Genomic DNA, 26323 nt, shown 5'->3' with positions numbered 1-26323 from the left:
GGATCAGGCCTCGGTCTGCGCCGGCTCCTCCACCAGGTCGGTCGCGGCGTGCTCGAACTGGGAGCGGTACAGCCGCCAGTACGCGCCCTCGGCGGCGATGAGCTCTTCGTGCGTGCCCTTCTCGACGATGTCGCCGTGCTCCATCACGAGGATGAGGTCGGCGTCGCGGATCGTGGAGAGCCGGTGCGCGATCACGAACGAGGTGCGCCCCTCACGCAGGGCGGCCATCGCGTGCTGGAGGAGCAGCTCGGTGCGGGTGTCGACGGAGGACGTGGCCTCGTCGAGGATCAGCACGGACGGCTGGGCGACGAAGGCGCGCGCGATCGTGATGAGCTGCTTCTCGCCGGCCGAGACGTTGGACGCCTCCTCATCGAGCACCGTGTCGTAGCCGTCCGGCAGCGAGTGCACGAACCGGTCGACGCGCGTCGCGGTCGCGGCATCCACGATCTCCTGATCGGTCGCCGACTCGCGGCCGTACCGGATGTTCTCGCGGATGGTGCCGGCGAACAGCCACGGGTCCTGCAGGACCATCCCGGTGCGGGATCGGACGTCGTCGCGGGTGAGCTCGGCGATGTCCTGCCCGTCGAGCAGGATGCGGCCGCCGTCCAGCTCGTAGAACCGCATGATGAGGTTCACGAGCGTCGTCTTGCCGGCACCGGTGGGGCCGACGATCGCGACCGTCTGGCCGGGTTCGACGCGGAACGACAGGTCGGTGATGAGCGGGTGCTCGGGGTTGTAGGAGAACGAGACGTTCTCGAACTCGATGACACCCTCGCCGTCGACCGGCGCGGGCGCGTCGGATGCGTCCGGCTCCTGCTCGTCCGCGTCGAGCAGCTCGAAGACGCGCTCGGCCGACGCGGTGCCGGACTGGATGACCGCGGCCATGCCGCCCAGCTGCGACAGCGGCTGGGTGAACTGCTGCGAGTACTGGATGAAGGCCTGCACGGAGCCGAGGGTCAGCTGCCCGGTCGCGACCATGAGCCCGCCGAGCACGGCGATTCCGACGTAGGTCAGGTTCCCGATGAACATCATGCCGGGCATGATGATCCCGGAGAGGAACTGCGCCTTGAACGCGGCCTCGTAGAGCTCCTCGTTCTCGACCTGGAACTTCTCGCGCGAGTCGACCTCCCGGCCGTACACCTTGACCAGCGCGTGGCCGGAGAACGACTCCTCGACGCGGGCGTTGAGGCGTCCGACCTTCTGCCACTGCGTGCCGAACGCCTTCTGCGAGCGCGGCCCGATGATGCCGAAGATGACCGCCATGAACGGCAGCGACACGAGGGCCACGAGCGCCAGCTGCCACGAGATGGAGAACATCATGATGAGCACACCGACGACGGTGAGCACCGATGTCACGACGCCGGACAGCGACTGCTGCATCGTCTGCGTGATGTTGTCGATGTCGTTGGTGACGCGCGAAATGAGCTCGCCGCGCTGCACCTTGTCGAAGTACGACAGCGGCAGGCGGTTGATCTTCGTCTCGACCGACTCGCGCAGGCGCCACATCGTGCGAACCATGATCACGTTGATGACGTAGCCCTGGATCCAGCTGAGGACCGACGAGACGACGTAGATGGCGAGGACCGCCACGATCACCATGCGGAGCGCTTCGAAGTCGACTCCCGCGCCGACCGTGAAGTCGTTCATGGCCGCGATCATGTTGGCCATGTCGGTCTGGCCGGCTCCGCGGAGCGCGTCGACCACGACCTCCTGCGATGTGCCGGCGGGGAACTGCGCGGCCAGCGCGTTCGACGCGACGCCCGTGAAGATCAGGTTCGTCGCCTCGCCGAGGATCTTCGGCGCGATGACGGCGAGGACGACACCGAGCGCGCCGAGGATCGACACGAACACGAACGCGACGGCGTGGGGCTTCAGCAGGCCGATCAAACGGCTGAAGCTCTGACCGAAGTTCGCGGCCTTGCCGGGCTTGACGCTGTCCCAGTCGCCGGAATCCTGGCGGGCGGCTTCGGCCAGCTCGAGGTCGCGGCGCTCCTCGTCGGTCATGTTCTCGGTGGCGCTCACGCTTCCACCCCCAGCTGCGATTCGACGATCTCACGGTAGGTGTCGCTGGTGGCGAGAAGCTCGTCGTGGGTCCCGACGCCGACCATCCGGCCGTCTTCGAGCACGACGATGCGGTCAGCATCCGTGATGGTCGAGACGCGCTGCGCGACGACGATCTTCGTCACCTCCGGCAGCTCCCGCCACAGCGCCTGCCTGAGGCGCGCATCGGTGGAGAGGTCGAGGGCGGAGAACGAGTCGTCGAAGATCAGGATGTCGGGCTGGTGCACGATGGCGCGCGCGATGGCGAGGCGCTGACGCTGGCCGCCGGAGACGTTCGTGCCGCCCTGCGCGATGCGGGCGTCGAGACGCCCTTCCATCTCCTCGACGAAGTCGCGGCCCTGCGCGATCTCCAGCGCGTGCCAGAGTTCGTCGTCGGTGGCCTCCTCGCGGCCGAAGCGCAGGTTGGAGGCGACGGTGCCGGAGAAGAGGAAGGGCCGCTGCGGGACCAGCCCGATGCCCTTCCACAGCCGGTCGAGGTCGGCCTCGCGCACATCGACGCCGCCGACCTGCACGGCGCCGCCGGTCACGTCGAACAGGCGCGGGATGAGGGAGATGAGCGTCGTCTTGCCGGAACCCGTCGATCCGACGACCGCGACGGTCTCGCCGCGCCGGGCCTCGAACGTGATGCCGTGCAGCACGGGGGCGTCCGCGCCGGGATAGGTGAACTCGGCGTCCACGAAGGCGACCGCACCCCGCTCGGGGAACTCGGTCACCGGGTTCTCCGCTCGGGTCAGGGTGGATTCGCTCGCAAGCACCTCGCCGATGCGCTCGGCGGACACCGCGGCGCGCGGGATCATGATCGTCATGAAGCTCGCCATCAGGACCCCCATGAGGATCTGGGCGACGTACTGCATGAACGCGAAGAGCGTCCCGATCTCGACGTTTCCGGCATCCACCTGGATCGCACCGAACCAGATGACCCCGATGACGGTCACGTTCAGGACGAGCATCGCGACGGGGAACAGCAGGACGAAGAGAGAGCCGACCTTGCGGCCGACGACCATGATGTCGGTGTTCGCGACGGCGAAGCGCTCCTCCTCGATGCGCTCGCGGACGAACGCGCGCACGACGCGCACGCCGGTCAGCTGCTCGCGCATGACGCGGTTCACGGCGTCGAGCTTCTCCTGGAAGGTGCGGAACAGCGGCACCATGCGGCTGATGATGATGAGCACGAAGGCGAGCAGGAGCGGCACCGAGACGGCGATGAGCCAGCTGAGCCCGACGTCCTGCTGGAGCGCCATGATGACGCCGCCGATCGCGAGGAGCGGTGCCGTGACGAGCATCGTGGCGCCCATCATGGCGAGCATCTGCACCTGCTGCACGTCGTTCGTGTTGCGCGTGATGAGCGAGCCCGGCCCGAAGCGCGACACCTCGCGCTCGGAGAATCCGCTGACCTTCTCGTACACGTCACGGCGGATGTCGCGGCCGGCCGCCATGGCGGCGCGCGCGGCGAAGTAGGTCGCGATGATGGATGCCGTGATCTGGCCGAGCGAGATCACGAGCATGAGCAGGCCCGTGGACCAGATGTAGCCGGTGTCGCCCTGGGCGACGCCCTGGTCGATGATGTCGGCGTTGAGGCGGGGCAGGTACAGCGAGGCGACCGCCGCCGCGAACTGGAAGGCCAGGACGCCGAGCAGCAGCCAGCGGTACTGCGCGAGGTATTTGAGGAGGAGTTTGCCGAGCAACGAGATCTCCGAGCGTGTGGATCCGACCCGATAGCTTCGCAGAGCGATCGGCGCCTGTCTACGGGGAGCGTCGCACGGAGCCCCGACACCGGCGCGTCGGGGCTCCCGGCTCAGTCGTTGCCGCTGGGCGGCGGTGGTCCGAGCTGCTCGATCGCCGCGAAGAAGCCGTCCGGAACGGGGGCACCGATCAGCCCCGGCAGGGCGTTCAGCCGTTCGAGTGAGCTGACGCCCACGACGGTGGTGTCGACGAGCGGATGCCGCAGCGAGAACTGCAGCGCCGCAGCGGCCAGGTCGACCGACCACTCCCGCGCGAGGCTGCGCACGCGGTCGACGTGCGCCGCGAAATCGGCCGGCATCGGATGGTAGCCGTACGTGCCGGATCCGTTCGCGAGCGTCCCTCCGCCGAACGGGGCCGCATTGAAGACCGTCATCCCGAGTTCACGGGCACGCGTGAACGTGGGCTCGGCCGAGCGGTCGACGAGGGTGAAGCGGTTGTGCGAGAGGACGACGTCGAAGAGGCCGGTCTCGACGTACTCGTGCACCTGCGCCATCGTCCCGGACGCGATGCCGATGGCCCCGATGACCCCCTGGTCCCGGAGGGCGAGCAGCGCGGGCACGGCACCGCCGGGCGCCATGGCCTCGTCGAACCCGATCGTGTACGGGTCGTGCAGCTGGTACAGCGGCAGGGCGTCGAGCCCGAGGCGCCCGAGCGACTCCTCGAGCGAGCGCCGGACGCGGTCGCCGTCGAAGACGCCGGTGTCGCCGTCGCTGTCCGCCTTCGAAAAGACGAGCTTCCCGGCCGGCAGGCCGCCCGCGCGGCGGATGGCCTCGCCGAGGGCGGTCTCGCTGCGGCCGCCGGCGTAGTTGTTGCTCGTGTCGACGTTGCCCAGCGGCGAGGCGAGCAGCGCGTCGGCCAGTTCGGACGCGCCCGGACGGGTCCCGAGCGACGAGGCGCCGAGCGTGACCGGTGTGGTGGCGACCGCGTTCACGCGTCGTCGTCCGCGCGCCTCGGCGGCTCGTCGAGGTCGACGTCCGGCTCGGCCAGCGCGCCGCCGTCCATCTCGTCGCGCACCGCGTCATCGACAGTCGGGGCGCCGTGCTCGTCGGCGGTCGGCGTGCCGTGCTCGTCCAGCCCGCCCGCCGCCTTCTCGTCATCGTTCGCGTGCTCGCTCATCGCGGCATCCTCTCTCGTTTCCGGTTCCAGGACCATAACGCGGATGCCGCCGGCACGCGGGGGGCTTGAGGCGCTCGCGCCGCGGTGATACCGCGCGCCTCAGACCTCGCCGTCGAGCCAGCGGCGGATCCAGTCGCCGCGCACCCGGTGCGACTCGGCGGAGACGACCGCCTCCTCGGCGGCGCAGTCGAAGGCGTGGAACCCGCCCGACCAGACGTGCAGCTCGGCGCGGTTGCCACCGCGCCACAGGGCGGTCGCGTACGCCGTGATCGCGTCGCGGAAGAGCTCCGCCGAACCCGCGTCCAGGTACGCGGGCGGCAGGGCCGGGGGGTCCCGCCGCTCCCCCGCTGGAAGGGCGGCGTCGCCGTCGAGCGCCGCCTGCCACGCGGACGTGCTGTTCTGCGCACTCCACGACGGGTCGTCGCGGAACGCGGCGGTGGCGGCTGGGTCGGCCCGGGCGAGCATGGGGCAGACGAGCAGCTGCCCGTCGATGCGGACGCCGTGGGATGCGGCATCCCACGCGGCGGCCGCCGCGATGCCCCCACCCGCGCTCTGCCCTGCCAGGAGCACCCGGGTGCCGTCGGCGCCGGCGGCGGCAGCGACGGTCAGCGCCGCGTCGACCATGGCGGTGAACGTGTGCTCGGGCGCGAGGGGATATTCGACGCTCCAGATCTCGAGGTCCAGCGCTCCGGCGTGCCGGCCGACGACATCGGCCCCGTCGAACCGGTCGCCGGCGATGAGCCCGCCGCCGTGGAGGAACACCACCCGCGCCGCGGGCTGCGCGGCGCGGCCGCGGAAGACTGTGACAGGGATGCCGTGGACGTCTCGCTCCTCCGCGGAGAGACCGCACCGGGCCGCGACGGCGGCGGCGGTCGTGCCGCGCGCGGTCGCCGCGGCCCGGTAGGCGGTGGTCATCGCGGTCGGCAGTGCCGCGGCCAGTGCGTCGAGGGCTGCCCGGAGCGCACGCGCGACGGGCGGACGGGCACCCCGCCGCGGGCCGACCGGGTCAGGCACCGCGTGCGCCGGGATGCTGCGCGAACGCCGCTTCGACGACGGCGAGGTTCGCCGCGACCGTCCGGAGGACATCGCCCGCCGTGCGGTCGGACGGGCGCCTGCTGACCTTGAGTCCCGCCCAGGCGAGGGGGCCCGCCGCGGCGACGGCATCCGCGACGTGCCGGTCGTCCAGGAGCGACGCCGACGCCTCGTCGGCGGAGGCCAGCGGAAGGTGCGCGTCGACCCACGCCGCGCCGTACGGACCGTCGACGGCGGCGGCGCCGGAGAACGCGAGCCCCCGGAGCAGGCCGGTGTCCGCGCAGGCGCGCACCTGCGCGGTGACGGCGTCGGGGTCGCGCAGCTCGATGGCCGAGCGACCCCAGTTCAGCCACAGCCCGACGGGCGCGCCGCTGCGCGTGACGGCATCCGTCTCGTCCGCGAGGGGGAGGAATCCCTTCTCGTGCTGCTGCCCCGGCACGGCCGTGTCGCAGTGCTCGACGACGAGTTCGGCGCCGTCCCAGTCCCAGCCGGCGATCTCGGCGAGGGAGTCGGCGAGGGCGTCGCCGCTGCCGGTCAGCTGCGGCGCGGTGTGCAGGGCGACGACCGCGACGCGCGCGCGACCGTCGTCGTTGAGCCGGCGCGCGTCGTCGGCCTGGGCACGCAGGTCCGCGATCGCGGCGCGGCGTCCGTCCGGGTCGGCGGAGGCGATGCCGTACGCGGCATCGGCCTCGCACCGCCGCATGACCCACGGCAGCCCGGTGAGCGCGAGCGTCGCACCGGCGGGCACGTTCGCCCGCAGCCAGGCGGAGTCATGCGGGTGCAGCTCCCCCAGCCAGGGGAGCTCGAGGCCGACGACGCCGGGCAGGGCGCACAGCCCTTCCAGGAGCGCGCCCTCCAGCTGCGGGTCCCAGTGGGTGTGGGCGGGCGACGCGGCGTACGCGCTGACCAGGACCGGGGGGATCATCAGCGGGACGCGGCGACGAGATGCCGGCCGGCGTACGCGTCGCGGTAGTAGTCCGCGAGCTGCAGCCGGGAGGCGGCGGCCTCGTCGAGGAGCACCGTGACGCGGGGGTGATGCTGCAGGGCGGTGGCCGGCCACATGGCCGACACGGGGCCCTCCGCCATCTGCGCGACAGCCTCGGCCTTGGCCTCTCCCGTTGCGACGAGGACGATCTGCCGCGCCGAGAGGATCGTGCCGATGCCCTGCGTGAGGCAGTGCCGCGGCACGGCATCCGCGTCGTCGTCGAAGAAGCGCGCGTTGTCGCGGCGCGTCTGCGCCGTGAGGGTCTTCACCCGCGTGCGCGACCCGAGCGACGAGCCGGGCTCGTTGAAGCCGATGTGCCCGTCGGTGCCGATCCCGAGGATCTGCAGGTCGATGCCGCCGGCGGCGGCCATCGCCGCCTCGTACGCGGCGCACGCGGCGTCGAGGTCGGCGGCGGTGCCGTCGGGACCCTGCACGGCGCCGGGCGCGAAGTCGACGTGCGACGTGAAGTCCTCCTCGATGACCCGGCGGTAGCTGCACGGGTGGCCGGCCGGGAGCCCGACGTACTCGTCGAGCGTGAAGGCGCGCGCCTGCGCGAAGCTGATCTCGCCGGCGCGGACCCGGGCGGCCAACGCGTCGTAGATGCGCAGCGGGCTCGAGCCCGTCGCAAGGCCCAGCACGGCGTCCGGGCGGGCGGTCAGGAGCGCGGCGAAGACGTCGGCACCCCGTTCGCCGATGGCTTCCTCGCTGCCGATGATGATCTCCATCAGATGTCCTCTCCGAGTGCGGCGACGAACCATGAGGTGATCGTCGCGGGGTGGGTGATCGCGGTTCCGACGCACACGGCGTCGGCGCCGGCCTCGCGCGCGGCGCGGGCGTCGGCGGGCGAGTGGATGCGGCCTTCGGCCATGATCGGCGCGGTGCACGCGGCCCGTACCCGGGCGATGAGCTCGAGGTCGGGTCCTGCGGTCTTGGGGCGTTCGCCGGTGTATCCGGAGAGCGTCGTGCCGAGGATGTCCGCACCGGCCGCTTCGGCGGCGAGGGCATCGTCGAGGGATCCGCAGTCGGCCATCACGAGCACGTCGTGCGTGTCGCGGAGCCCCGCGATCGTCTCGGCGAGCGTGAGCCCGTCGGGTCGGGGGCGGCGGGTGCCGTCGATCGCGACGATGTCGGCGCCGGCGTCGGCGACAGCGCGGGCGTGCGCGAGGGTCGGCGTGATGAAGACGCCGTCCTTCCCGTCCTTCCACAGCCCGATGACGGGGACGTCCAGGTCGGCGGCCTCCCGGATGTCGTCGAGTCCCTGCAGGCGGATGCCGGCGGCCCCGCCGATCACGGCGGCGCGGGCGATCTGCGCCATCGTGCGCGGGTCGCGCATCGGCTCACCGGGATAGGCCTGGCACGACACGATGAGTCCGCCGGTCAGCCGGTCGATGATCGTCGCTGGCGACGTGGTCATGGGTTTCCTTTCAGGGCGGCCCACGCGGAGGCGGCCGCGCCGCGCAGCGGAGCGTGGGAACCGAGGGTGCCGGGGACGAGCGGGACGGCCTGGAGCGCGTCGATGACTTCGGCGCGGAACGCGTCGTCCATGGGCTGCCACCAGGCGGGGCCGATGTCGGGCACGCCGCCGGTGATGACGACGCGCTCAGGGTCGAGCACCGTGACGGCGGCCGCGATGGCGCGGCCGACGGCGGCGGCGGACTCGCGGAGGGCGCGCGCGGCGAGCGCCTCGCCGCGCGCGGCGCGGGCCGCGACGCCGCGGGCGTCGACCTCGTCGGGGTCGCCGCCGAGCGACAGGTAGTGGCGGTACAGCCCGATGCCGGAGCCGATGGCCTCGAGGTGGCCGGGGCGTCCGCACGGGCAGCGCAGGTGCTCGGCGCCGGGGGTGGGGACGTGCGCGATCTCACCGGCGACGTGGCGCGCTCCGCGGAGGGCATGGCCACTGAGGATGACGCCCGCCCCGACCCCGGTGCCGACCGCGACGACGAGCACGCTGTCGGCGCCGGCGGCGGCGCCGTGCCGGTGCTCGCCGGCGGCGTGCGCGTCGACGTCGTTCTGCACGTGGACGACCGCACCCGGCGCGAGCCGGTCCGCGAGACCGGCGCGGACGTCGTCGGCCACACGGGTCCCGGCCCAGCCGGCAAGCGTCTCAGTCGCGGAGACGATCGACCCGGAGCCGACGTCGACGACTCCCGCCGTGCCGATGCCCACCCCGCGCAGGGCGGCCCCCGGCATCCGGTCGAGGAGGGTCGTCGCGAGCTGCAGGACCGTGGCGATGATCGCCGCCGGTCCGGCCGCGCCCGGTGTCGGCCCGGCGATCTCGTCGAGGATCACGTCATCCGCGTCGGCGAGACCGACCGCGATCTTCGTGCCCCCGATGTCGACGGCCAGGACGACGTCGGCCATCACGCAGGCAGCAGGTCGTGCGCGTCGAGGATGGCGCGGATCTTCTCGACGGCCGCGTCGTCCAGCGACTCGACCCCCGGCGCCATGACCGCGTGGTCGATGATGCCGCGGGCGACCATGGCGGCCTTGAACGCGCCGACGCCGGTCGCGTCGCCGGACAGGCCGGTGGGCTGGAAGACGACCTCGAACAGCGCGTTGATACGCTCCTGCTCGGTGCGCGCCGCGTCCCAATCACCCCGGGTGGCGGCATCCCAGAGACGCACGTAGCCCTCGGCCTCGACGTTCGCGAAGCCGGGCACGACGCCGTCGGCGCCGGCGAGCAGCATCGCGTCGACGACCATCTCGTGGCCCGTCAGCAGCTGCAGGGGGTGGCCGGCGGCCTCGTTCGCGGCGAGGAGGCGGCGGAAGCCCACGTCGTCGCCGGAGGAGTCCTTGACGCCGGCGATGACGCCCTCGGCGGCGAGCTGCATGAGCAGCGCGAGGCTCAGCTTGGTGTGCACGCGCACCGGCACATCGTAGGCCCACAGCGGCACCTCGATTGCGGCCGCGATGGTGCGGAAGTGCGCGGCGACCTCGGTGGCCGAGTTCAGCGTGTACAGCGGAGCCGTCGTGACGATCGCGTCGACGCCCACCGCCACCAGCGCACGGGCGGTCTCGATGACGCGGCCCGCGGTCAGCTCGATGGCGCCGGCGATGATCGGGACGCGGCCCGCCGTCGTGTCGACGATCGTGCGGGCGATCTCCACACGCTGGGTGTCGGTGAAGTAGGCGGTCTCGCCGGTCGAGCCGAGCGCGAAGAGGCCGGTGCAGCCCGCGTCGATGAGGTGGTCGACGAGGCGGGCGAGCGAGCCGTGGTCGACGGTGCCGTCCAGGTTCAGAGGCGTCGCGACGGGCGGGACCACGCCGGAGAATCGCGCGGCGGAGGGGGTGGCGGGGAGGGTCATAGAAGTGTCCAAGTCAGAGGGCGGCGGTCAGGGGGTCTGCGGGTGCAGCAGCGAGGGCGCGGCGCCCAGGAGGCTGCGGGTGTAGGGGTCCTCGGGGTTCTCGAAGATGCGGGCGGCGTCGCCGAACTCGACGACCCGGCCCTTGTTCATCACCGCGATCTCATCCGACAGGTAGCGCACCGTCTGGATGTCGTGCGAGATGAAGACCATGCCGAGGCCGAGCTCGTTCTTCAAGTCGGTGAGGAGGTTGAGGATCTGGGCGCGCACCGAGACATCCAGCGCCGACGTCGGCTCGTCGGCGACGATGACCTGCGGGTCCAGGGCGAGTGCGCGGGCGATGGCGACGCGCTGACGCTGCCCGCCCGAGAGCTGCCCCGGGAGGGCGTCCAGCGCGGACTGCGGGAGGCCGACGAGCCCGATGAGCTCCTTGACGCGCCGGTCGCGCTGGGCCGGTGAGCCGATGCGGTGCACCTGCATGGGATCGAGCAGGGCGTCGCGGATCGTCATCCGGGCGTTGAGCGCTGTCGCGGGGTCTTGGAAGACGACCGACAGGATGCTGCCGAGCCGCTTGCGCACGCGGGTCGTGAAGGTGCGCACCGGCTCACCGGCGAACACCACCTGTCCGGATGTCGGCTGCTCCAGGCCCACCAGCACCTTGGCCGCGGTCGACTTGCCCGAGCCGGACTCCCCCACGATGCCGAGCGTCTGGCCGCGCTTGACGGTCAGGGAGACCCCGGCGAGGGCGTCGACGTAGTTCTTGGTGAACAGCCCGGAGGTGCGCGTCTTGTAGCGGACGTGGACATCCTCCAGCTGGATGATCGTCTCGTTCATCGTGCGGCTCCGATCGGCATGACGGGCGCATCGTCCGGGTGGGCGGCGTAGTAGTGATCCGTCCCCTCGATGCGGCGGCGGACGGGGGTCACACCGGCGCCGCGGGCCGGGTTCGACGAGCGGGGCGCGAAGCGGTCGCCGGCCGGGAAGTCGCGCGGCGACGGCACCGTGCCGGGCACCTGGTGGAGACGGTCGGAACCGGACTCGATCGAGAGGACCGCGCCGAGGAGGCCCCGGGTGTACTCGTGCACGGGCTGGGTGAGCAGCTCGCGCGTCGTGCCCTGCTCGACGACCTGACCCGCGTACATCACGGTGATCCGGTGGGCGAGCTCGGCGACCAGAGCGAGGTCGTGCGAGACGAACAGCATCGCGAAGCCGAGCTCGTCGCGCAGCTTGTTGAGCAGGTCGATGACCTGGGCCTGCACGGTCACGTCGAGGGCCGTCGTCGGCTCGTCGGCGATCACGAGACGCGGGTTGCGCGTCAGTGCCATCGCGATGAGGACGCGCTGGCGCTGACCGCCGGACAGCTCGTGCGGGTACGACGAGAGCGTGCGCTGCGGGTCGAGGCCCACGAGCTCGAGCAGGTCCTCGGCGGTGCGCGTGCCGCCTCGCGAGGTGAGCTGCTTCATCTGCGAACGGATGAGCATCGCCGGGTTGAGCGAGCTCAGCGCATCCTGGTAGATCATCGCGATGTCGTGGCCGCGGAGGGCGTTGCGATCCTTGGCGGACATCTTCAGCAGGTCCTTGCCGTCGAAGAGGATCTCGCCGCTGATCTGCGCGCGCGGGTCGAGCAGACCCATGATCGCGAGCGAGGTGATCGACTTGCCGCAGCCCGACTCGCCGACCAGCGCCATCGTCTCCGCCGGCCGGACCGTGAAGTTGACGTTGTCGACGACGTTGACCACGCCGTGGCGCGGGAACGCGATGGAGAGGTTCTTGACCTCCAGGAGCGGTGCGGCGTCGCCCGTGTACTGCAGGCGATCGGCGCGGGCGAGCTCGACGTCGCGGAGTGCGGCGAGGCGCTCGGCGAGCGGGATGACCCTGGTCGTCGCGCTGAGGATCGGGCTGCTCACCGTGACGACCGGCACCTCGACGCCGTCCAGGGCGCTGCCGTCGGCCTTGGCCGCGAACGAATCGTCGTCGCTGATCGGTGCCTGCGCCGCCTCGAGCGCCGTCGTGGACTGCTCGGTGGAGGCCGCGTCGAGCGTGAGCTTGCGCGTCTTCGGCGTGAGCATGGCATCCGTCATCCCCTCGGAGAGGATGTTCAGGCACAGCACGGTGATCATGATGAGAAGACCCGGGAAGAAGGTCGCCCACCAGGCGCCGCTCATCAGGAGGTTGCGACCGGCCGCGATCACGTTGCCCCACGACGGCTCCGGGTCGGGCACGCCGGCCTGGAGGAACGACAGCGACGCCTCGAAGACGATCGCGTCGGCGACGAGGACCGTCGCGAAGACGAGGACGGGGGCCATCGTGTTGCGGGCCACGTGCTTGATGACGATCCGGGGGGTCGATGTGCCCATGACGCGCACGGCCGACACGTAGTCCTCGCCGTACTGGTCGAGGATGTTCGCCCGCACGATGCGGGTCAGCTGCGGCACGTAGAGGAAGGCGATCGTGAGCACGAGCACCGGCAGCGACTTGCCGAACACCGCGACGAACACGGCGGCCAGCGCGATGCCGGGGAAGGACATGATGACGTCCATGACGCGCATCAGCGTCTCGGCGATCCACTTCGGGGCTGTCGCCGCGATGGAACCGAGCACGACCGCGACGGTGAGAGCCACGGCCGTCGCGCCGAGGCCGATCGTCAGGGAGTAGCGCCCGCCGTAGACGAGGCGGGAGAAGATGTCGCGCCCCTGCCGGTCGGTGCCGAACCAGTGCTCGGCGCTGGGCGCCTGCACGGGTGCTCCGGAGGCCAGCGGGTCGTAAGGCGCGATCCACGGGGCGAAGATCGCCGCCAGGGCCACGATCGCGATGATCGTCAGGCAGATCTTGGAGCCGAGGGACAGACTCCCGAGCCGGAGACCGGGAAGGGAGAGTCGTTGGGTCAGATTGCGTCGCATGGTGTCACACCGCCCGGATTCGGGGATTGATGAGGACATACAGGAGGTCGACGATGATGTTGATCACGACGAAGGCCAGGGCCACCGCGAGGGTGACTCCCTGTACGAGGTTGGGTTCGTTGTTGGTCACACCGTTGAGGATCAGCGTGCCCATGCCGGGGATCGCGAAGATGACCTCGATCACCACCGCGCCGCCCAGCAGGTAGCCCACGCGCAGGCCGAGGACCGTCACGGGGGTGATGAGGGCGTTGCGCAGCACGTTGCGTGCGACGACGACGGGGCGGGGGATGCCGGCGCCGAGCGCCGTGCGGACGTAGTCGCGGTCGAGCTCCTCCACCATCGAGGTCCGGACGACCCGGGACAGCTGGCCGATCACGGGGACCGCGAGCGCGAGCGCGGGAAGCGTCATCCGCGCGAGCCATCCGCCCGGGTCGGCGAAGAAGTCGGGGAGCCGCCCGGAGGCGGGCAGGATGCCGAGCTGCAGCGTGAACAGCTGGATGAGGAGGATGGCGAGCCAGAACGACGGCGTCGACAGCGACGCGACGCCGAGGATGCGGATGACCTGGTCGGGCCAGCGGTCGCGGTACACCGCGGCGACGACGCCGAGGATGAAGGCGACCGCGACGGCGATCAGGAGGCCGAGGAAGGTGAGCGAGAGCGTCACCGGGAACGCGCGGGCCACTTCGTCGCCGACGGGAAGGCTGCGTGCGGAGTAGGTGCCGAAGTCGCCGCGCAGGAGCCCGAACAGGAACGCCACGTAGCGGACGAACAGCGGGTCGTTGAGGCCGTGCGACTGGCGGTACGCCTCGAGCGCGTCCGGCGAAGCGGTCTCGCCGAGCGCGGTGCGCGCCGGGTCGACCGGCGAGAAGGACATCACGAAGAAGACCAGGAAGGTGATGCCCAGGATCATCAGCGGCAACTGCAGCAGCCGGCGTCCGATGAGGCGGAGCGTGTTGGACACGGACCGCTCCTTTCCTGAGGGGTGGGGTGGCGGGGGGTGCGCTGGGGGACGCACCCCCCGCCGTAGGGGGGGTGGGTGGGATCAGCCTGCGGCGACGCCCACGTCGAGGAACGACAGCCCCGTGGTGGGAACCGGCTGGAAGCCGACCAGCTCCTGGCTGCTCCACGCGGTGGGGAGCTTCCGGTGGAACAGCGGGTACAGCGTGGCCTCCTCGGCGAGCAGGTCGAACGCCTCGTTCCACGTCTTCTGCTGCGCGTCGCCGTCCTGCTGGACGGCCTGGTCGAGCAGGGTGCGCAGCTGGGCGTACCCGTCGCTGTCCGCCCAGCTCGTGCGCGTCGAGGTCCAGACATTCTGGCCGAACCACCAGTTCATCAGCAGGTCGGGGTCGCTGCCGAACACCGAGGGGTCACCGGGGGCGACCATGACGGTGTAGTCGCCGGAGTCGACCTTCGCGTACTGCGCGGCGGACTGGCTGACATCGAGCGTGACGTCGACGCCGATGGCGTCCAGGGACTCCTTGATGAGCGGCGCGACTTCCTTCACCCAGCCGGTGTCGGTGGTCAGGAGCGTGATCGCCAGGTCGGACACGCCGGCCTCTTCGAGGAGCGACTTCGCCTTGTCGGCGTCGTAGGTGTACACCGTGGACGCCTCGTGGTGGTTCGGGTACGTCTCGGGCAGGAACGAGGTCGCGGCCGTGGCGTTGCCGAGCATGCCCGTCTCGATGATCTTGTCCATGTCGAGCGCGTAGAAGAACGCCTGACGCACGCGGGCATCGTCGAACGGCGCCGCCTTCGTGTTGAACATCATGAAGAGGAGACCGAACGACTGGACGCTCTCGACGTCGGCGGCCGATGCGAGCTGATCGACGTCGATGTAGGGGACGTCCTCCATGGCCTGGATGGTGCCCGACGACATCGCCGTCACGCGCGCCGCCGAGTCGGCCAGCAGGTTCCAGTTCATGCCGGCGGCGAGAGCCGGGCGGGGACCGTTGTAGTCCTCGTAGCGCTCGAAGACCAGCTTGTCCTCGGGCACAGCCGAGACGAGCGAGTACGGGCCGGAGCCGACCGGTACGGAACCGAACGCCTCAGCATCCGCTTCCGCCAGTGCCTTCGGGACGATCTTCACGATGCCCAGGCGGCTGTTGATCAGCGAGAACGGGTAGTCCGTCGTGATCTGCACCGTGTCCTCGTCGACGGCCGTGACGGTGTCGATGAAGTCGATGTAGGTGGTGAACAGCGAACCGCTCGCCGGGTCCATCACGCGCTCGTAGCTGAAGACGACGTCATCCGCGGTGACCGGGTCGCCGTTGTGGAACGTCGCACCCTCACGGATGTCGACCTCGTACGTCGTGTCGTCGATCGCCGTGGGGAGCTCGGCGGCGAGCGCGGCGTACGGCTCCTTGGTGACGGGGTCGAGGTCGACGAGACCCTCGAAGATGTGCCAGTTCGCGGCGACCGTGACGGCGCCGGAGGCGATCATCGGGTCGAAGCTGCCGCTCAGGGCGTACGAGATGCCGGCCTCGATGATGGCATCGGGGTCGACCTCGGCCGCACTGGGCGCGTTGTCGGTCGGCGTCGACGCGGCGCCGCCGCAGCCTGCCAGCACGACCGCGGCGGCAACGGTGCCCGCCAGGACGGCTGTGATGCGACCCGCGGTGCGGCGGGTGGGGAATCGATTCATGTGTTCTCCAGATGGGATGTGGGACGCACTTGTCGGACATCTGACGTCCGATGTACTATAAACACAATCTCCCGCGTAACACAACGCAGGAAATCAACTTGTAATCTTCGACAGACGAGGGGACGGAGTCTGGATGCCAGTGTCTGAGAAGAGCGGCTCGCGCATGCGGCGCTCGACGACCGCCGATGAGATCAAGAAGCTCATCCTCACCCGCGATCTGAAGCCCGGCGACCCGCTGCCGACGGAGGCCGAGCTGTGCGAGACGCTGAACGTCTCGCGCTCATCCGTGCGCGAGGCGATCAGGACGCTGTCGACGCTCGACATCGTCGATGTGCGGCACGGCCACGGCACATATGTCGGTGCCATGTCCCTCGACCCTATGGTGCAGGCGCTCGTGTTCCGGGGCGTCCTCTCCCCGGATGGGACGCTGAACGCCCTCCGCGAAGTGGTCGAGGTGCGCCTGGCACTCGACCTTGCGCTCGCCGAGACGATCGTGAACGGCGCGGTGGGCGAGGATGCGGCGGAGCTGTCCGCCCTCGTGGATGAGATGGTCGACAAGGCCTCCCGGGGCGAGGTGTTCCTCGAGGCGGACCGCGCCTTCCACACGAAGCTCTTCTCCGTGACGGGCAACCGGCTGGCGGTGCAGCTCGTCGGTGCGTTCTGGGACGTGCACACGGCGGTCATCCCGCAGCTGGGGATCGCGATGCCGGAGGACATCCAGCACACCGCGGAGGCCCACGGCGACATGCTCGCCTCGGCGCTGCGCGGCGATGTGGAGGGGTACCGCCAGGCCGTGATCGAGCACTACCGGCCGCTGCAGCGGTCGATCTCGGCCGCCACCGCCTGATCCGGCGCGCTTCGGGAGCGCGTCGTCGATCCGCGCCGAATGGCGGGTGCGGGGCGGGCACACCCACGCTTCGGCGCGGATGAATTCCGCGCGGGGTGCATCCAGGGGACCGGTTCGTCCGGAATACCTTCATGACGCCCGGCACAGGAGCTCGGACGCATCTCACCGAAGGAGCTGAATGATGAAGAACCGAGTCCGCTTCGCCGTCGCCGCCGTCGCGGCCGCCGCGTTGACGCTCACCGCCCTGCCCGCCCAGGCATGGGGCGGCTCCCCCGCTCGCGGGACGATCGTCGACGTCGCAGTGGCCGCCTCCGGCGGGGGCACGCCCGACCAGAACCCCTACGACTACGACCTGCTCGTGCAGGCCGTCGTCGCGACGGGCCTCAACACCGCGCTGTCCGACACGAGCACGTCCTACACCGTGTTCGCGCCGAACGACCGCGCCTTCCTCCGCCTCGTCACCGACCTCACCGGTACGACCCCGGCGAGTGAAGCCGAAGCGCTCACGACGATCACGAGCGCCTTCACGACCGAGCAGATCGCGAACATCCTGCTGTACCACGTGGTGTCGGGGCAGAAGCTGAGTCCCGTGAAGGTCCTGACGTCGAAGTCCCTCACGATGGCGAACGACGGCATCGTCGAGCCGCGCGGGATCACGCTCCGCGACGCGACTCCGTCGCTGCGCGACCCCCGGCTCGTCCTCTGGGCGATCAACATCCAGGCGTCCAACGGCGTCATCCACACGATCGACCGGGTGCTCGTTCCGGCGGGCTGATCGGGTCTTGCACTCCCGCCGCGGCGAACAGAGTCCGGGTCGCCGCGGCGGGTCCTTCCATGCGCAGGCGGCGGCCTCCCGCGCGCGGGCCCCTGCGCGATCTCCCGAGCCTGACCGAAACGGCCGAGCGTCGAGAGCTGCTTGGCGTACTCGTCCGCATCGAACCCGAACCGGTCGAGGGCGTCGCGCAGCATGGGCGTGTCGATGGCGCCCGGCGCGACGGAGTTGATGCGGATCCCCTCTTCGCCGTTCTCAGCCCGCCGGTGGCTGCCACAGCTCGATGGGGAGCCCTTCCGGGTCGTGGATGCGCGCGAAGGTCCCGTAGTCCTCGGTGTCCCACTCCGTGCGGCGCTCGACGGGGATGCCGGCGGCTTCGAGCCGTGCGGCGAGCGCGGCCAGGTCGGTCACCCGCAGGTTCAGCATGAACGTCTGGTCCTCCGCGAAGTAGTCGCTGGTCTCGGGGAACGGCGCGAACACCGTCATGCCGGCATCCTGCTGCCAGATGCCGTCGTGTCCCGCCTCGATGCCGAGGTGCTCGCGGTACCACGCGGCGCGCACCTCCGGGTCGCGGCTGCGGAAGAAGAGCCCGCCGATCCCCGTCACCGCCATGGCGCCTCCTGCCCTCAGACGTCATGATGCCCGCGGCACGGGCCGCCGGTCAACGCGATCCTTGACAGGCAAGCATTTACTTGCCTATTCTTCGGGTGTGGCCGATGTCTACAAGGCGCTCGCCGATCCGACGCGGCGCGCACTGCTGGATCAGCTTCTGACGCGAGACGAGCAGACGCTGTTCGAGCTGTGCACGAGCCTGGCGATGCACAACGGACTGACGCCGTCCCGCCAGGCCGTCTCCCAGCACCTCGACCTGCTCGAGGCGGCCGGACTCGTCCGCACCGAGAAGCGGGGGCGTTTCAAGCTCCACACGATCGACACCGCCCCACTCGCGCAGATCGCGCAGCGATGGCCTACCCGGAAGGATCTCCCATGAAACTCCAGACGGTCAGCATCTTCGTCGACGACCAGCAGCGGGCGCTCGAGTTCTACACCGAGAAGCTCGGATTCACCGTCGCGGCGGATGTCCCGCTCGGCGAGCACCGGTGGCTCACCGTGGTCGACCCCGATCGGCCGGACGCCACCGAGATCTCCCTCGAGCCGAAGTCGCATCCCGCCGCCGTCGCGTTCGCCGACGCGCTCGCGGCCGACGGCATCCCCATGTGCGTCTTGGGGGTCGACGACATCCATGCGACGCACGAGCGGCTCTCCGCTCTCGGCGTCGCCTTCACCCAGCCGCCCACGCCGCTCGGTCCGGTGACGGTCGCGGTGCTGGACGACACCTGCGGAAACCTCCTGCAGATCGCGCAGTTCCACCCCGATCACCAGGCGTAGGCGCTCGGACGCACGGCCGCGGTCAGGCGACCGGTGCGGAGGAGATGGCGCCTCGGGAGGTGCGGTTCGGCGCATCGAACCTCCCGACGCGTCATCTCCTCCCGTGCCGTACGCGCGGCGCGCGCCGGCGCGAAGCGCGACTTACCAGGCGTAGGCCTCCGGCGCCTGGCCGCCCGGGCCGGGGAACAACTCGTCGAGCGTGGCCAGGTCCTCCGCGCTCAGCTGGATCTCGAGCGCGGCGACGGCGGACTCGAGCTGCGCCATCGTGCGCGGCCCGATGATGGGCGCCGTCACGCCCGGCTGGTGCAGCAGCCATGCGACGCCGAGGGATGCCGGCGCCCACCCGCGCTCGCGCGCGAAGGTCTCGTAGCCGTCGATCTGCTCCTGGCGCTCTGCGCGGGCCTTCGTCGTCCAGCTGCCCGCGGACCGGCCGTGGGCATCCGTCGACGGGCCGCTGAGCAGTCCGCCGCCGAGCGGCGACCACGGCAGGATGCCGAGTCCGTAGTTCTGCGCGGCGGGGATGACTTCGAGCTCGATGGAGCGCTGCGTGAGGTTGTAGAGGGACTGCTCGCTCACGAGACCCAGGAAGTTGCGGCGGCTCGCGATCTCGTTGGCCTGGGCGATGTTCCACGCGGCGAAGTTGGAGCTGCCGGTGTAGACCACCTCGCCGCGCGCGACGAGCACCTCCATCGCCTGCCACATCTCCGCCCAGGAGATGTGGCGATCGATGTGGTGGAACTGGTACAGGTCGATGCGGTCGGTCTGCAGCCGCCGCAGCGACCCGATCGCCTCGCGGCGCACCTGCCACGCCGAGGCGCCGCGCGCATTGACGACATCCTCGCCGTCGACCGGGTCGACCATGGGCGAGTGCACCTTCGTGGCGAGCACGATGTCGTCGCGGACGCCCGGCCGCGCGGTGAACCACCGGCCGATGATCTCCTCCGTCGCGCCGCGGCCGCCGCGGCCCCCGTAGCCGTTCGCGGTGTCGAAGAAGTTGATGCCGAGCTCGAGGGCGCGGTCCATGATCGCGAACGCGTCCTCCTCCGACGTGCGGTCGCCGAAGTTCATCGTGCCGAGCGCGAGGCGCGAGACGGCGGTCCCGGTGCGGCCGAGCGAGGTGTACTGCATGGTCATCGGGACTCCTGGGTCGAAGGGAAGATTCCCCCATCGTTGCATCCTGCCGGCAGCACGGGGCCGGTCGGTGCGCCCCCGCCCGATTACCGCGGCGGGGGCGCACCGTCAACCCCGTGTGACGGGATCCCCCGCGCGTGCGAGCCTCGACGCATGGCGCCTGTGGAAGAGCTCTGGCTGGTCCGACACGGAGAGAGTGCGGGAAACGTCGCCGCGACGCGCGCCGAGATCGAGGGCCGGGAAGCCATCTCGCTCGAGTGGCGGGATGCCGACGTGCCGCTGTCGGACACCGGTGTCGAACAGGCGGGGGCCCTCGGCATGCGGCTGCGCGCCATGGACCCCGCGCCGCAGATCGCGTGGGTGTCCCCATACGTGCGCGCGCAGCAGACCTTCACGCTCGCCGTCGCGGATGGGCCCGCCATCGGGGCGGTCTTCGCCGACGACCGGCTTCGCGACCGGGAGCTCGGCATCCTCGATCTGCTGACCCGGAAGGGCGTCGCCGCCCGGCATCCGGAAGAGGCGGAACGCCGCGCGCATCTGGGCAAGTACTACCATCGCCCGCCCGGCGGGGAATCGTGGGCCGACGTCGCGCTCCGGCTGCGGTCGTTCCTGAGGGATGCCGGAGACTCCCCCGCCACGGTCGGACTCATCGTGGCGCACGACGCCGTCGTGATGCTGCTCATCGCGATCCTGACGCGGATGGACGAGGCCGAGCTGCTCGCGTTCGCCGCGAGCAACACGGTGCTCAACGCCTCCGTGACCCACCTGCACCGGGACGGCGACGAGTGGATGCTGGCGGAATTCTCGAACGTCGACCACCTCGAGCGCGCCGGCGCCGACGTCACCGTGCACCCCGGGAGCCCCGATGTCGCACCGGAGTGAGCCGGTCACCCCCGAGCTGCTGCGGGGCTGGGGGCTGCCCGAGGCGGGCGACTCGAAGAACAGCAGGGGACGGCTCGTCGTGGTGGGCGGCTCGTCGCTGTCCCCCGGAGCCGTGCGGCTCGCAGGTGAGGCGGCGTTGCGCGTCGGCGCCGGCAAGGTCGGCGCCGCGGTGCTCCCGGAGATCTCCGACGTGATCCGGATGAGCTTCCCGGAGGCCGGTGTGTTCGAGCTGGGGCCGCGGGGACGGAAGGCCCACTCCACGCTCGCCGCGGAACTGGCGGCGGCCGACGCCGTGCTCATCGGCCCGGGGTTCGACGACCCCCGGGAGACGCTTGCGCGGCTCCGGATGATCGCCGCGTGCGACGTGGTCTGTCTCGTCGTCGACGCCTTCGCGGTCGCCGCGCTGCTGAAGGTCCGGCGCTCCAGCCTCCCCGATGCGCTCATCGTGAACGCGAACCTCGACGAAGCCACGATCCTGCTCGGGCGGGAGCCGGAGGACATCCCGGCAGGCGTCGCCGAGATCGCGCAGACCCACCGCGCGATCGTCAACTGCTACGGCGTCGTCGCGACGCCCGACGGCGAGCTCTGGGAGGTCGAGGGCGGCGGGCCGGGTCTCGGCACCGCCGGGTCGGGCGATGTGCTCGCCGGCGCGATCACCGGATTCGCGGCGCGCGGGATGCCACCGGTGCGCGCGGCCGCGTGGGGGGCGTGGGCGCACGCCCGCGCCGGCGATCGGCTGACGCAGCGGCGCGGAATCGGATTTCTGGCGCGCGAGCTCGCCGAAGAACTCGCTCCGGCCGTCCGCGAGGTCTGAGGCCGCCGGGTCAGTGCGCGAGCACCGGCGCGCCCAGACGCCCGTCGATCATCTCGAGGACCCGGTCGCAGTGCTCGAGGACGTCGCGGTCGTGCGTGACCATGACGACCGCAACGCCGGAACCGTGCGCGCGGTCGGCGAGAACCCGAACGACCTCGTGGCTGCGTCGGCGGTCGAGCGCCGCGGTGGGCTCGTCGACGAGCAGCAGACTCGGGTCGTTCACGAGAGCCCGGGCGATGCCGACGCGCTGACGCTCGCCGCCGGAGAGCTCCCCCGGCCGGTGTCCCGCGCGGTGTGCCATGCCGACCGAGTCCAGCAGCGAGGCCGTATCGACGCGGCGGTTGCCCGCCAGGCGCCCGGCGAGGCGGAGCTGGTCGGTGGCCGTCAGCGAGGGCAGCAGGTTGCCGGACTGGAACACGAAGCCGATGTTGCGGAGGCGGAACCGCGTCGCGGCGCCCTTCGACAGACCGCCGAGGTCGGTGCCGTGCACACGGACGGCACCACTGTCGGGGCGGGAGAGTGCGCCGGCGATGGCGAGGAGTGACGACTTGCCGGACCCGGAGGGGCCGACGATCGCGAGGAACTCACCAGGCTGCACGCTGAGCGAGACCTCGTCGAGGGCACGGACGCGCGAGTCGCCGTCGCCGAGCTCCAGGATCGCGTCGGTGATCTCGAGGGCGGGGATGGTCGGTTCGGTGTTCATCGCTGTCCTCCCAGGGCGCGGAGCGGGTCGATTCGGGCGATGCGGAGCACCGCGACGGCGGCGCCGAGGAGCCCGAGGATGATGGTGAGGGCGGATGCCAGGGCGATCGGGGCGAGCTCGAGGTCGAACGGCATCGCTTCCGGCATCGCGGCGCCCATGCCCACACCGGCGGCCACGCCGATCGCGGTGAAGCCGACGAGCAGGATCGTCGCCTGCGCGAGACTGTCGCGCAGCAGGTAGCGACTGGATGCGCCGACGGCGCGCAGCACGGCGATGTCGTGCGAGCGCTGGATGGTCCAGACCGTGAAGAACGCGCCGACGACGAGGGCGCAGATCGCGTAGAGGAAGACCTGGATCATGCTGAGCGTGAGCGTCTCCGCCTCATACCCGGGCGACGCGTTGAAGGCCTCGGTGAGGGTCATGGTGGTGGTCCCGGCGGCGGCGTCGACCGCAGCGGAATCGAGGGCAGCCCCGTCCTCGGCGAGGAGGGCGACGACACTCGCGTAGCCGAAGTCCATCGCCTCGATCTGCTCCTGCGTGGGAGCGCCGGGCTGGGCCGTCCCGGAAGCCAGGAGCTGCCACGTGCTCAGCGGCAGATAGGCGACATCGACATGCCCGAAGGTCGCCTGCCCCTCCGTGAAGCCGACGACCGTGAGCTCCACATCGAGGCGGTCGAGCGTCACGACGGACCCCAGCTGGACGCCCTGCTCGCGCAGCGGCTCGGAGACGATGATCCCGCCCACGGCATCCAGCTGCTCACCGCTGGAGACCTTCGGCGAGAGGAACCCGTCCGGCACGACGCCGAAGAGGGTGAGGTCCACCTGGGTGTCGTCGTCGGTCACACCGTTGACGATGTTGACGCCCATCGGCTCCGCCGCGGCGATGCCGTCGGCATCCTGCCACTGCTCGACCTGCACGCCGTCGACGACGGAGCGGCTGAAGGCGTTGTCGGTCATCGTGCCCTCGTCGAACGCGAAGCCGGTGGCGGGCATGGCCTTCAGGCCTGAGACACCGTCGTTGACGAGGCCCGAGGACAGCCCGGACAGGAGGACGACGAGCACGGAGATGAGGGCGATCACGATGCCCATCAGAGCGAAGCGGCCGCGGGCGAACCGCAGCTCACGGAGAGCAAGGAACATGGAGACTTTCGCATCAGGATTATTACCGACAGTGTGTCGGTAACTTGCTGACATTGTGTCACCAAAACCAGGCTCGACGAAATCGGCCGCCCCGCGGCGGGCACCGACGGGGCCTGAGACGGCTCTGCTCAGTCGGCGAGGCCGCGGGTGACGAGTCCGAAGACGTCCTCGGCGACGGTACGGTGGTCCATCCCATGCGAGACGAGTTGGATGCCGGCACCGAGGACGCCTTGGATGAGGAACGCCATCGACCGCGACTCCCCCAGGCCGAGGTCGGCGAGCACCCGCAGGAGGGGTCGCATCAGCGCGTCGTGGAGCACCATCAGATCCTCCAGCCGGCTCGGGCTGAGGTCGGCTTCCCGGAGCGCCCCGGCGATCGCGTGCCTGCCCTGGGCCGTCATCTCCATCGTCGCGTCGACGAACCGCCGCAGTTCCGGCAGGCCCGGATCCGCACCGGCGAGGGCGTGCTCGATCTCGGCATCCCAGCGTTCGATGGCGTCGATGGCGATCGCGACGAGCAGGTCGTCCTTCGTCGCGAAGTAGTCGTAGAAGCTCGACCGGGTGAGCCCCGCCCGCTCACAGACGCTTCGCGGATTCACGCCCGGGATGCCCGACTCGAGCAGCACCGCCTCACCGGCGCGCAAGAGCGCCGCGCGCTGCGAGGCGCGATGCTCCGCGACGGTGGGAGCGGTGATCTTGGGCACCGTGCAATTATGCCGCCGTCAGGTGTTCAGAGCCGTCCAGCGCCCTTCAGAGACGACCTCGACGGCGCCGTCGACGACGGAGATGGCCGTCTGGTCGTCGATCGCATACGCGGGTCCGGCGATCTTCGCCGCCCAGCGCCGTGCGGCGTCCGAGGTGTTCTCGTCCCAGCCCGGATAGTCCAGGTGCGGGAAGATCGAGAAGTCGACGACGCCCAGCGTCTCATCGCTTCCGCCGGGTCTCCAGTCGACGAACTCCGGCCCGATGCGCGGGGTCATGACCATGCTCCCGGCGCTCACGCCCACCCAGACGGTGTCCGCCAGCGAGGGCAGGACGTCGGCAAGGCCGGACTCGCGCATCCAGTGCGCGAGGTATACCGCCTCCCCACCGTCGACGAGGAGGACGTCGGCGGCCTGCACCCACGGCATCCATCGGTCGCCGCCGATGCTCGGGAGGGCGGTCAGCTCGAGGAGGCCGACGGATTTCCATCCGAGGTCGACGAGGCCGGTCTCGCCCGGCCATCGGCCGGCCGTCGACATCCAGACCGTCTGCGGCGAGCACGCCGGCTGACCCCACTGCGCCGTGGGGATGAGGAGGGCGTCGCACTCGTCGATCGACTTGCCGAGCATGGCGAGCAAAGCGGAGCGGATGGCGTCGTTCGTCACGCCACCCGAGGTGAGGAGCAGTTTCATGGATGCCTCCCGGGCTTCGGATCCGTGCGCGGCGTTCGAACCCGCGTCGCCACGATACGGCGCCCGGTGCCGCGACGCAGGGGGGTCGGCGCCGTGGTCAGAGGCGCTGTCCGCCCGAGGCTTCGATGCGCTGCCCGGTGACCCAGCCCATGCGCGGGTCGACGATCGCGGCGACGGCCGCGCCGATGTCGTGCGGCTCGCCGATGCGCCCCAGGGCGACGGTGGGCAGGATCCTGTCCCGGTACGCAGCGTCGTCGCGGATGCCACCACCGGCGAAGTCGGTCGCGGTCGCACCCGGGGCGACGACGTTCACCGTGATGCCGCGCGGTCCAAGTTGCTGCGCGAGATAGAGAGTCCAGGTCTCCACCGCGGCCTTCATCGCCGCGTACACGGAGTACACGGCGTTGACCGGCATCCGCGTGAGACCGGTCGACGTGTTCAGGATGGCGCCACCGCGTTCGAGCATCGGCTCGAGCTGCTGCGTGAGCAGCACCACGCCGGTGAAGTGGACCGCGACCTGCGCGTCGATCTCGGCGCGCTCGATCCCGCCGAACGGTGTGTTCCCGGCGAAACCGGCGTTGTTGATGAGCACGTCGATCGTCTCGCGGCCCCAGCCTGCCTGCAGCGCCGTGCGGAGCGCCGCGGCGAACCCCGGGAACGTGTCCGGCGCGGTGGTATCGAGCGGGAGCGCGAGAGCACGGCGCCCTTTCGCCTCGATGTCGGCGACGACGCCGGCGGCGGCCGCGGCGTTCGAGTGGTACGTCAGGACGATGTCGGCGCCGCTGTCGGCCAGCGCGAGCGCGGAGGCGCGGCCGAGGCCACGGGACCCGCCGGTGATGAGGACGATGCGTGAAGTGGTCATGCCCCCACGTTCGCCGTGGGACGCATCGGCATCCAGGCAATGCCGATCGTGGGATTCGCGCTCCCTTGCTGGGCGCGGGGTGGTCGACCAGCATGGTGCGGTGGACAGAGATCAGCTCGCGGAGTTCCTCCGCCGCCGCCGCGACGCACTGCAGCCGGAGGATGTCGGGCTCGCCCGCGGTCCGCGGCGCCGGGCGCCGGGTCTGCGGCGCGAGGAGGTCGCGCAGCTCGCGACGATGTCGACCGACTACCTCAACCGGCTCGAGCAGGGGCGTGGACCGCAGCCGTCCACCCAGATGCTCTCGGCGCTGGCTCGGGCGCTCCGCCTCGACACCGCGGAGCGAGACCACCTGTTCCGACTGGCCGGTCACGCGGCACCGGATCGCGTGGGCTCCACGTCGCACGTCTCCCCGGGCATGCTCCGCATCCTCGACCGCCTCTCCGACACCCCGGCCCAGGTCATCGACGAGCTCGGCGAGACGCTACTGCAGACCGGCCCCGCCAAGGCCCTCCTCGGCGATCTGTCCGGCCTCACCGGCCTCTCGCGGATGGTGGTGTACCGATGGTTCACCGAGCCCGGGTCCCGCGACGTGTACGCACGCGCCGACCAC

The 26323-nt window shown here is 70.9% G+C and carries 28 protein-coding genes and 1 pseudogene; 7 read left to right on the top strand and 22 right to left on the bottom strand.

The window, feature by feature from the left end; translation table 11 throughout:
* Window positions 1-3: 3 nt before the first annotated feature.
* The 14 genes from BR85_RS12995 to BR85_RS12930 form a co-directional block, all read right to left on the bottom strand.
* Window positions 4-2004, bottom strand: a complete 2001-nt coding sequence (locus BR85_RS12995) for an ABC transporter ATP-binding protein (RefSeq protein ID WP_197018635.1) — start codon at window positions 2002-2004, stop codon at window positions 4-6.
* A gap of 14 nt (window positions 2005-2018) precedes the next feature.
* On the bottom strand, window positions 2019-3746 hold the full coding sequence (locus tag BR85_RS12990) for an ABC transporter ATP-binding protein (protein WP_028497056.1): 1728 nt from the start codon (window positions 3744-3746) through the stop codon (window positions 2019-2021).
* A 110-nt stretch (window positions 3747-3856) separates the two neighbouring features.
* A complete protein-coding gene (locus BR85_RS12985) occupies window positions 3857-4735 on the bottom strand; it encodes an aldo/keto reductase (RefSeq protein WP_036273072.1) in 879 nt (292 codons plus the stop codon).
* Window positions 4732-4920 (bottom strand): hypothetical protein, encoded by a 189-nt coding sequence (locus BR85_RS12980; protein ID WP_028497055.1) that lies wholly within the window; start codon window positions 4918-4920, stop codon window positions 4732-4734. The genes BR85_RS12985 and BR85_RS12980 overlap by 4 nt, the downstream gene beginning before the upstream one ends.
* 99 nt (window positions 4921-5019) lie before the next feature.
* Window positions 5020-5934 (bottom strand): alpha/beta hydrolase, encoded by a 915-nt coding sequence (locus BR85_RS12975; RefSeq protein ID WP_051526383.1) that lies wholly within the window; start codon window positions 5932-5934, stop codon window positions 5020-5022.
* Window positions 5927-6877, bottom strand: a complete 951-nt coding sequence (locus BR85_RS12970) for a DUF4862 family protein (RefSeq protein ID WP_051526382.1) — start codon at window positions 6875-6877, stop codon at window positions 5927-5929. The genes BR85_RS12975 and BR85_RS12970 overlap by 8 nt, the downstream gene beginning before the upstream one ends.
* Entirely contained in the window at window positions 6877-7662 is a 786-nt protein-coding gene (nagB, locus tag BR85_RS12965; protein ID WP_028497054.1) for a glucosamine-6-phosphate deaminase, read from the bottom strand. Before nagB ends, BR85_RS12970 begins: the two co-directional genes overlap by 1 nt.
* The gene (locus tag BR85_RS12960; protein ID WP_028497053.1) at window positions 7662-8351 is read right to left on the bottom strand and encodes an N-acetylmannosamine-6-phosphate 2-epimerase; all 690 of its coding nucleotides are present in this window, start codon (window positions 8349-8351) and stop codon (window positions 7662-7664) included. Before BR85_RS12960 ends, nagB begins: the two co-directional genes overlap by 1 nt.
* On the bottom strand, window positions 8348-9298 hold the full coding sequence (locus BR85_RS12955; RefSeq protein WP_036273070.1) for an ROK family protein: 951 nt from the start codon (window positions 9296-9298) through the stop codon (window positions 8348-8350). The genes BR85_RS12960 and BR85_RS12955 overlap by 4 nt, the downstream gene beginning before the upstream one ends.
* Window positions 9298-10242, bottom strand: a complete 945-nt coding sequence (locus BR85_RS12950; protein WP_036273068.1) for a dihydrodipicolinate synthase family protein — start codon at window positions 10240-10242, stop codon at window positions 9298-9300. Before BR85_RS12950 ends, BR85_RS12955 begins: the two co-directional genes overlap by 1 nt.
* 27 nt (window positions 10243-10269) lie before the next feature.
* Window positions 10270-11073 (bottom strand): ABC transporter ATP-binding protein, encoded by an 804-nt coding sequence (locus BR85_RS12945; RefSeq protein ID WP_028497051.1) that lies wholly within the window; start codon window positions 11071-11073, stop codon window positions 10270-10272.
* Window positions 11070-13139, bottom strand: a complete 2070-nt coding sequence (locus BR85_RS12940) for a dipeptide/oligopeptide/nickel ABC transporter permease/ATP-binding protein (protein ID WP_036273066.1) — start codon at window positions 13137-13139, stop codon at window positions 11070-11072. The genes BR85_RS12945 and BR85_RS12940 overlap by 4 nt, the downstream gene beginning before the upstream one ends.
* A gap of 4 nt (window positions 13140-13143) precedes the next feature.
* On the bottom strand, window positions 13144-14100 hold the full coding sequence (locus BR85_RS12935; protein ID WP_028497050.1) for an ABC transporter permease: 957 nt from the start codon (window positions 14098-14100) through the stop codon (window positions 13144-13146).
* An 81-nt stretch (window positions 14101-14181) separates the two neighbouring features.
* The gene (locus BR85_RS12930) at window positions 14182-15780 is read right to left on the bottom strand and encodes an ABC transporter substrate-binding protein (RefSeq protein ID WP_028497049.1); all 1599 of its coding nucleotides are present in this window, start codon (window positions 15778-15780) and stop codon (window positions 14182-14184) included.
* Window positions 15781-15913: 133 nt separating this feature from the next.
* On the opposite strand from BR85_RS12930, the gene BR85_RS12925 reads away from it, so the two are divergent.
* Both BR85_RS12925 and BR85_RS12920 read left to right on the top strand, forming a co-directional pair.
* Window positions 15914-16627 (top strand): FadR/GntR family transcriptional regulator, encoded by a 714-nt coding sequence (locus BR85_RS12925; RefSeq protein WP_231478723.1) that lies wholly within the window; start codon window positions 15914-15916, stop codon window positions 16625-16627.
* Between the two features lie 178 nt (window positions 16628-16805).
* Window positions 16806-17402 (top strand): fasciclin domain-containing protein, encoded by a 597-nt coding sequence (locus BR85_RS12920; RefSeq protein WP_028497047.1) that lies wholly within the window; start codon window positions 16806-16808, stop codon window positions 17400-17402.
* Window positions 17403-17506: 104 nt separating this feature from the next.
* Here BR85_RS12920 and BR85_RS15810 read toward each other — a convergent pair.
* Both BR85_RS15810 and BR85_RS12915 read right to left on the bottom strand, forming a co-directional pair.
* A pseudogene (locus tag BR85_RS15810) lies at window positions 17507-17644 on the bottom strand (SDR family NAD(P)-dependent oxidoreductase); the annotation flags it as partial.
* Window positions 17645-17654: 10 nt separating this feature from the next.
* Window positions 17655-18011, bottom strand: coding sequence for a VOC family protein (locus tag BR85_RS12915; protein ID WP_028497046.1), 357 nt, complete (start codon window positions 18009-18011; stop codon window positions 17655-17657).
* 97 nt (window positions 18012-18108) lie between these two features.
* Here BR85_RS12915 and BR85_RS12910 point away from each other — a divergent pair, with 97 nt between their 5' ends.
* Both BR85_RS12910 and BR85_RS12905 read left to right on the top strand, forming a co-directional pair.
* Complete coding sequence (locus BR85_RS12910; RefSeq protein WP_028497045.1) at window positions 18109-18390, top strand: ArsR/SmtB family transcription factor; 282 nt, start codon at window positions 18109-18111, stop codon at window positions 18388-18390.
* Entirely contained in the window at window positions 18387-18788 is a 402-nt protein-coding gene (locus tag BR85_RS12905) for a VOC family protein (RefSeq protein ID WP_028497044.1), read from the top strand. The genes BR85_RS12910 and BR85_RS12905 overlap by 4 nt, the downstream gene beginning before the upstream one ends.
* Before the next feature lie 141 nt (window positions 18789-18929).
* Here the strand turns inward: BR85_RS12905 and BR85_RS12900 are convergent, their stop codons facing one another.
* A complete protein-coding gene (locus BR85_RS12900) occupies window positions 18930-19916 on the bottom strand; it encodes an aldo/keto reductase (RefSeq protein ID WP_028497043.1) in 987 nt (328 codons plus the stop codon).
* Between the two features lie 156 nt (window positions 19917-20072).
* Here BR85_RS12900 and BR85_RS12895 point away from each other — a divergent pair, with 156 nt between their 5' ends.
* Together BR85_RS12895 and BR85_RS12890 are read left to right on the top strand one after the other, a co-directional pair.
* Window positions 20073-20801 carry a histidine phosphatase family protein gene (locus BR85_RS12895; RefSeq protein ID WP_028497042.1) on the top strand — a complete coding sequence of 243 codons (729 nt, stop codon included), beginning with the start codon at window positions 20073-20075 and terminating at the stop codon, window positions 20799-20801.
* Complete coding sequence (locus tag BR85_RS12890) at window positions 20785-21615, top strand: ADP-dependent NAD(P)H-hydrate dehydratase (RefSeq protein WP_028497041.1); 831 nt, start codon at window positions 20785-20787, stop codon at window positions 21613-21615. The genes BR85_RS12895 and BR85_RS12890 overlap by 17 nt, the downstream gene beginning before the upstream one ends.
* A 10-nt stretch (window positions 21616-21625) precedes the next feature.
* On the opposite strand, the gene BR85_RS12885 is transcribed toward BR85_RS12890, so the two are convergent.
* From BR85_RS12885 to BR85_RS12865, 5 genes are all read right to left on the bottom strand, one after another.
* Complete coding sequence (locus BR85_RS12885) at window positions 21626-22318, bottom strand: ABC transporter ATP-binding protein (protein WP_028497040.1); 693 nt, start codon at window positions 22316-22318, stop codon at window positions 21626-21628.
* Window positions 22315-23457, bottom strand: coding sequence for an ABC transporter permease (locus tag BR85_RS12880; RefSeq protein WP_028497039.1), 1143 nt, complete (start codon window positions 23455-23457; stop codon window positions 22315-22317). The genes BR85_RS12885 and BR85_RS12880 overlap by 4 nt, the downstream gene beginning before the upstream one ends.
* 128 nt (window positions 23458-23585) lie before the next feature.
* Window positions 23586-24161, bottom strand: a complete 576-nt coding sequence (locus BR85_RS12875; protein ID WP_028497038.1) for a TetR/AcrR family transcriptional regulator — start codon at window positions 24159-24161, stop codon at window positions 23586-23588.
* A gap of 18 nt (window positions 24162-24179) precedes the next feature.
* On the bottom strand, window positions 24180-24851 hold the full coding sequence (locus BR85_RS12870; protein WP_028497037.1) for a Type 1 glutamine amidotransferase-like domain-containing protein: 672 nt from the start codon (window positions 24849-24851) through the stop codon (window positions 24180-24182).
* A gap of 97 nt (window positions 24852-24948) precedes the next feature.
* The gene (locus tag BR85_RS12865; RefSeq protein WP_028497036.1) at window positions 24949-25713 is read right to left on the bottom strand and encodes an SDR family NAD(P)-dependent oxidoreductase; all 765 of its coding nucleotides are present in this window, start codon (window positions 25711-25713) and stop codon (window positions 24949-24951) included.
* A gap of 100 nt (window positions 25714-25813) precedes the next feature.
* Between BR85_RS12865 and BR85_RS12860 the strand changes: the two genes are divergently transcribed.
* Window positions 25814-26323: helix-turn-helix domain-containing protein (locus BR85_RS12860; protein WP_028497035.1), on the top strand; the 510-nt coding region annotated here is incomplete at its 3' end.

The organism is Microbacterium sp. UNCCL10, from assembly GCF_000746195.1.
GTDB lineage: Bacteria > Actinomycetota > Actinomycetes > Actinomycetales > Microbacteriaceae > Microbacterium > Microbacterium saccharophilum.
Note: the sequence above shows the minus strand (reverse complement) of the source record. Positions and strands in the feature narration are given on the sequence as shown.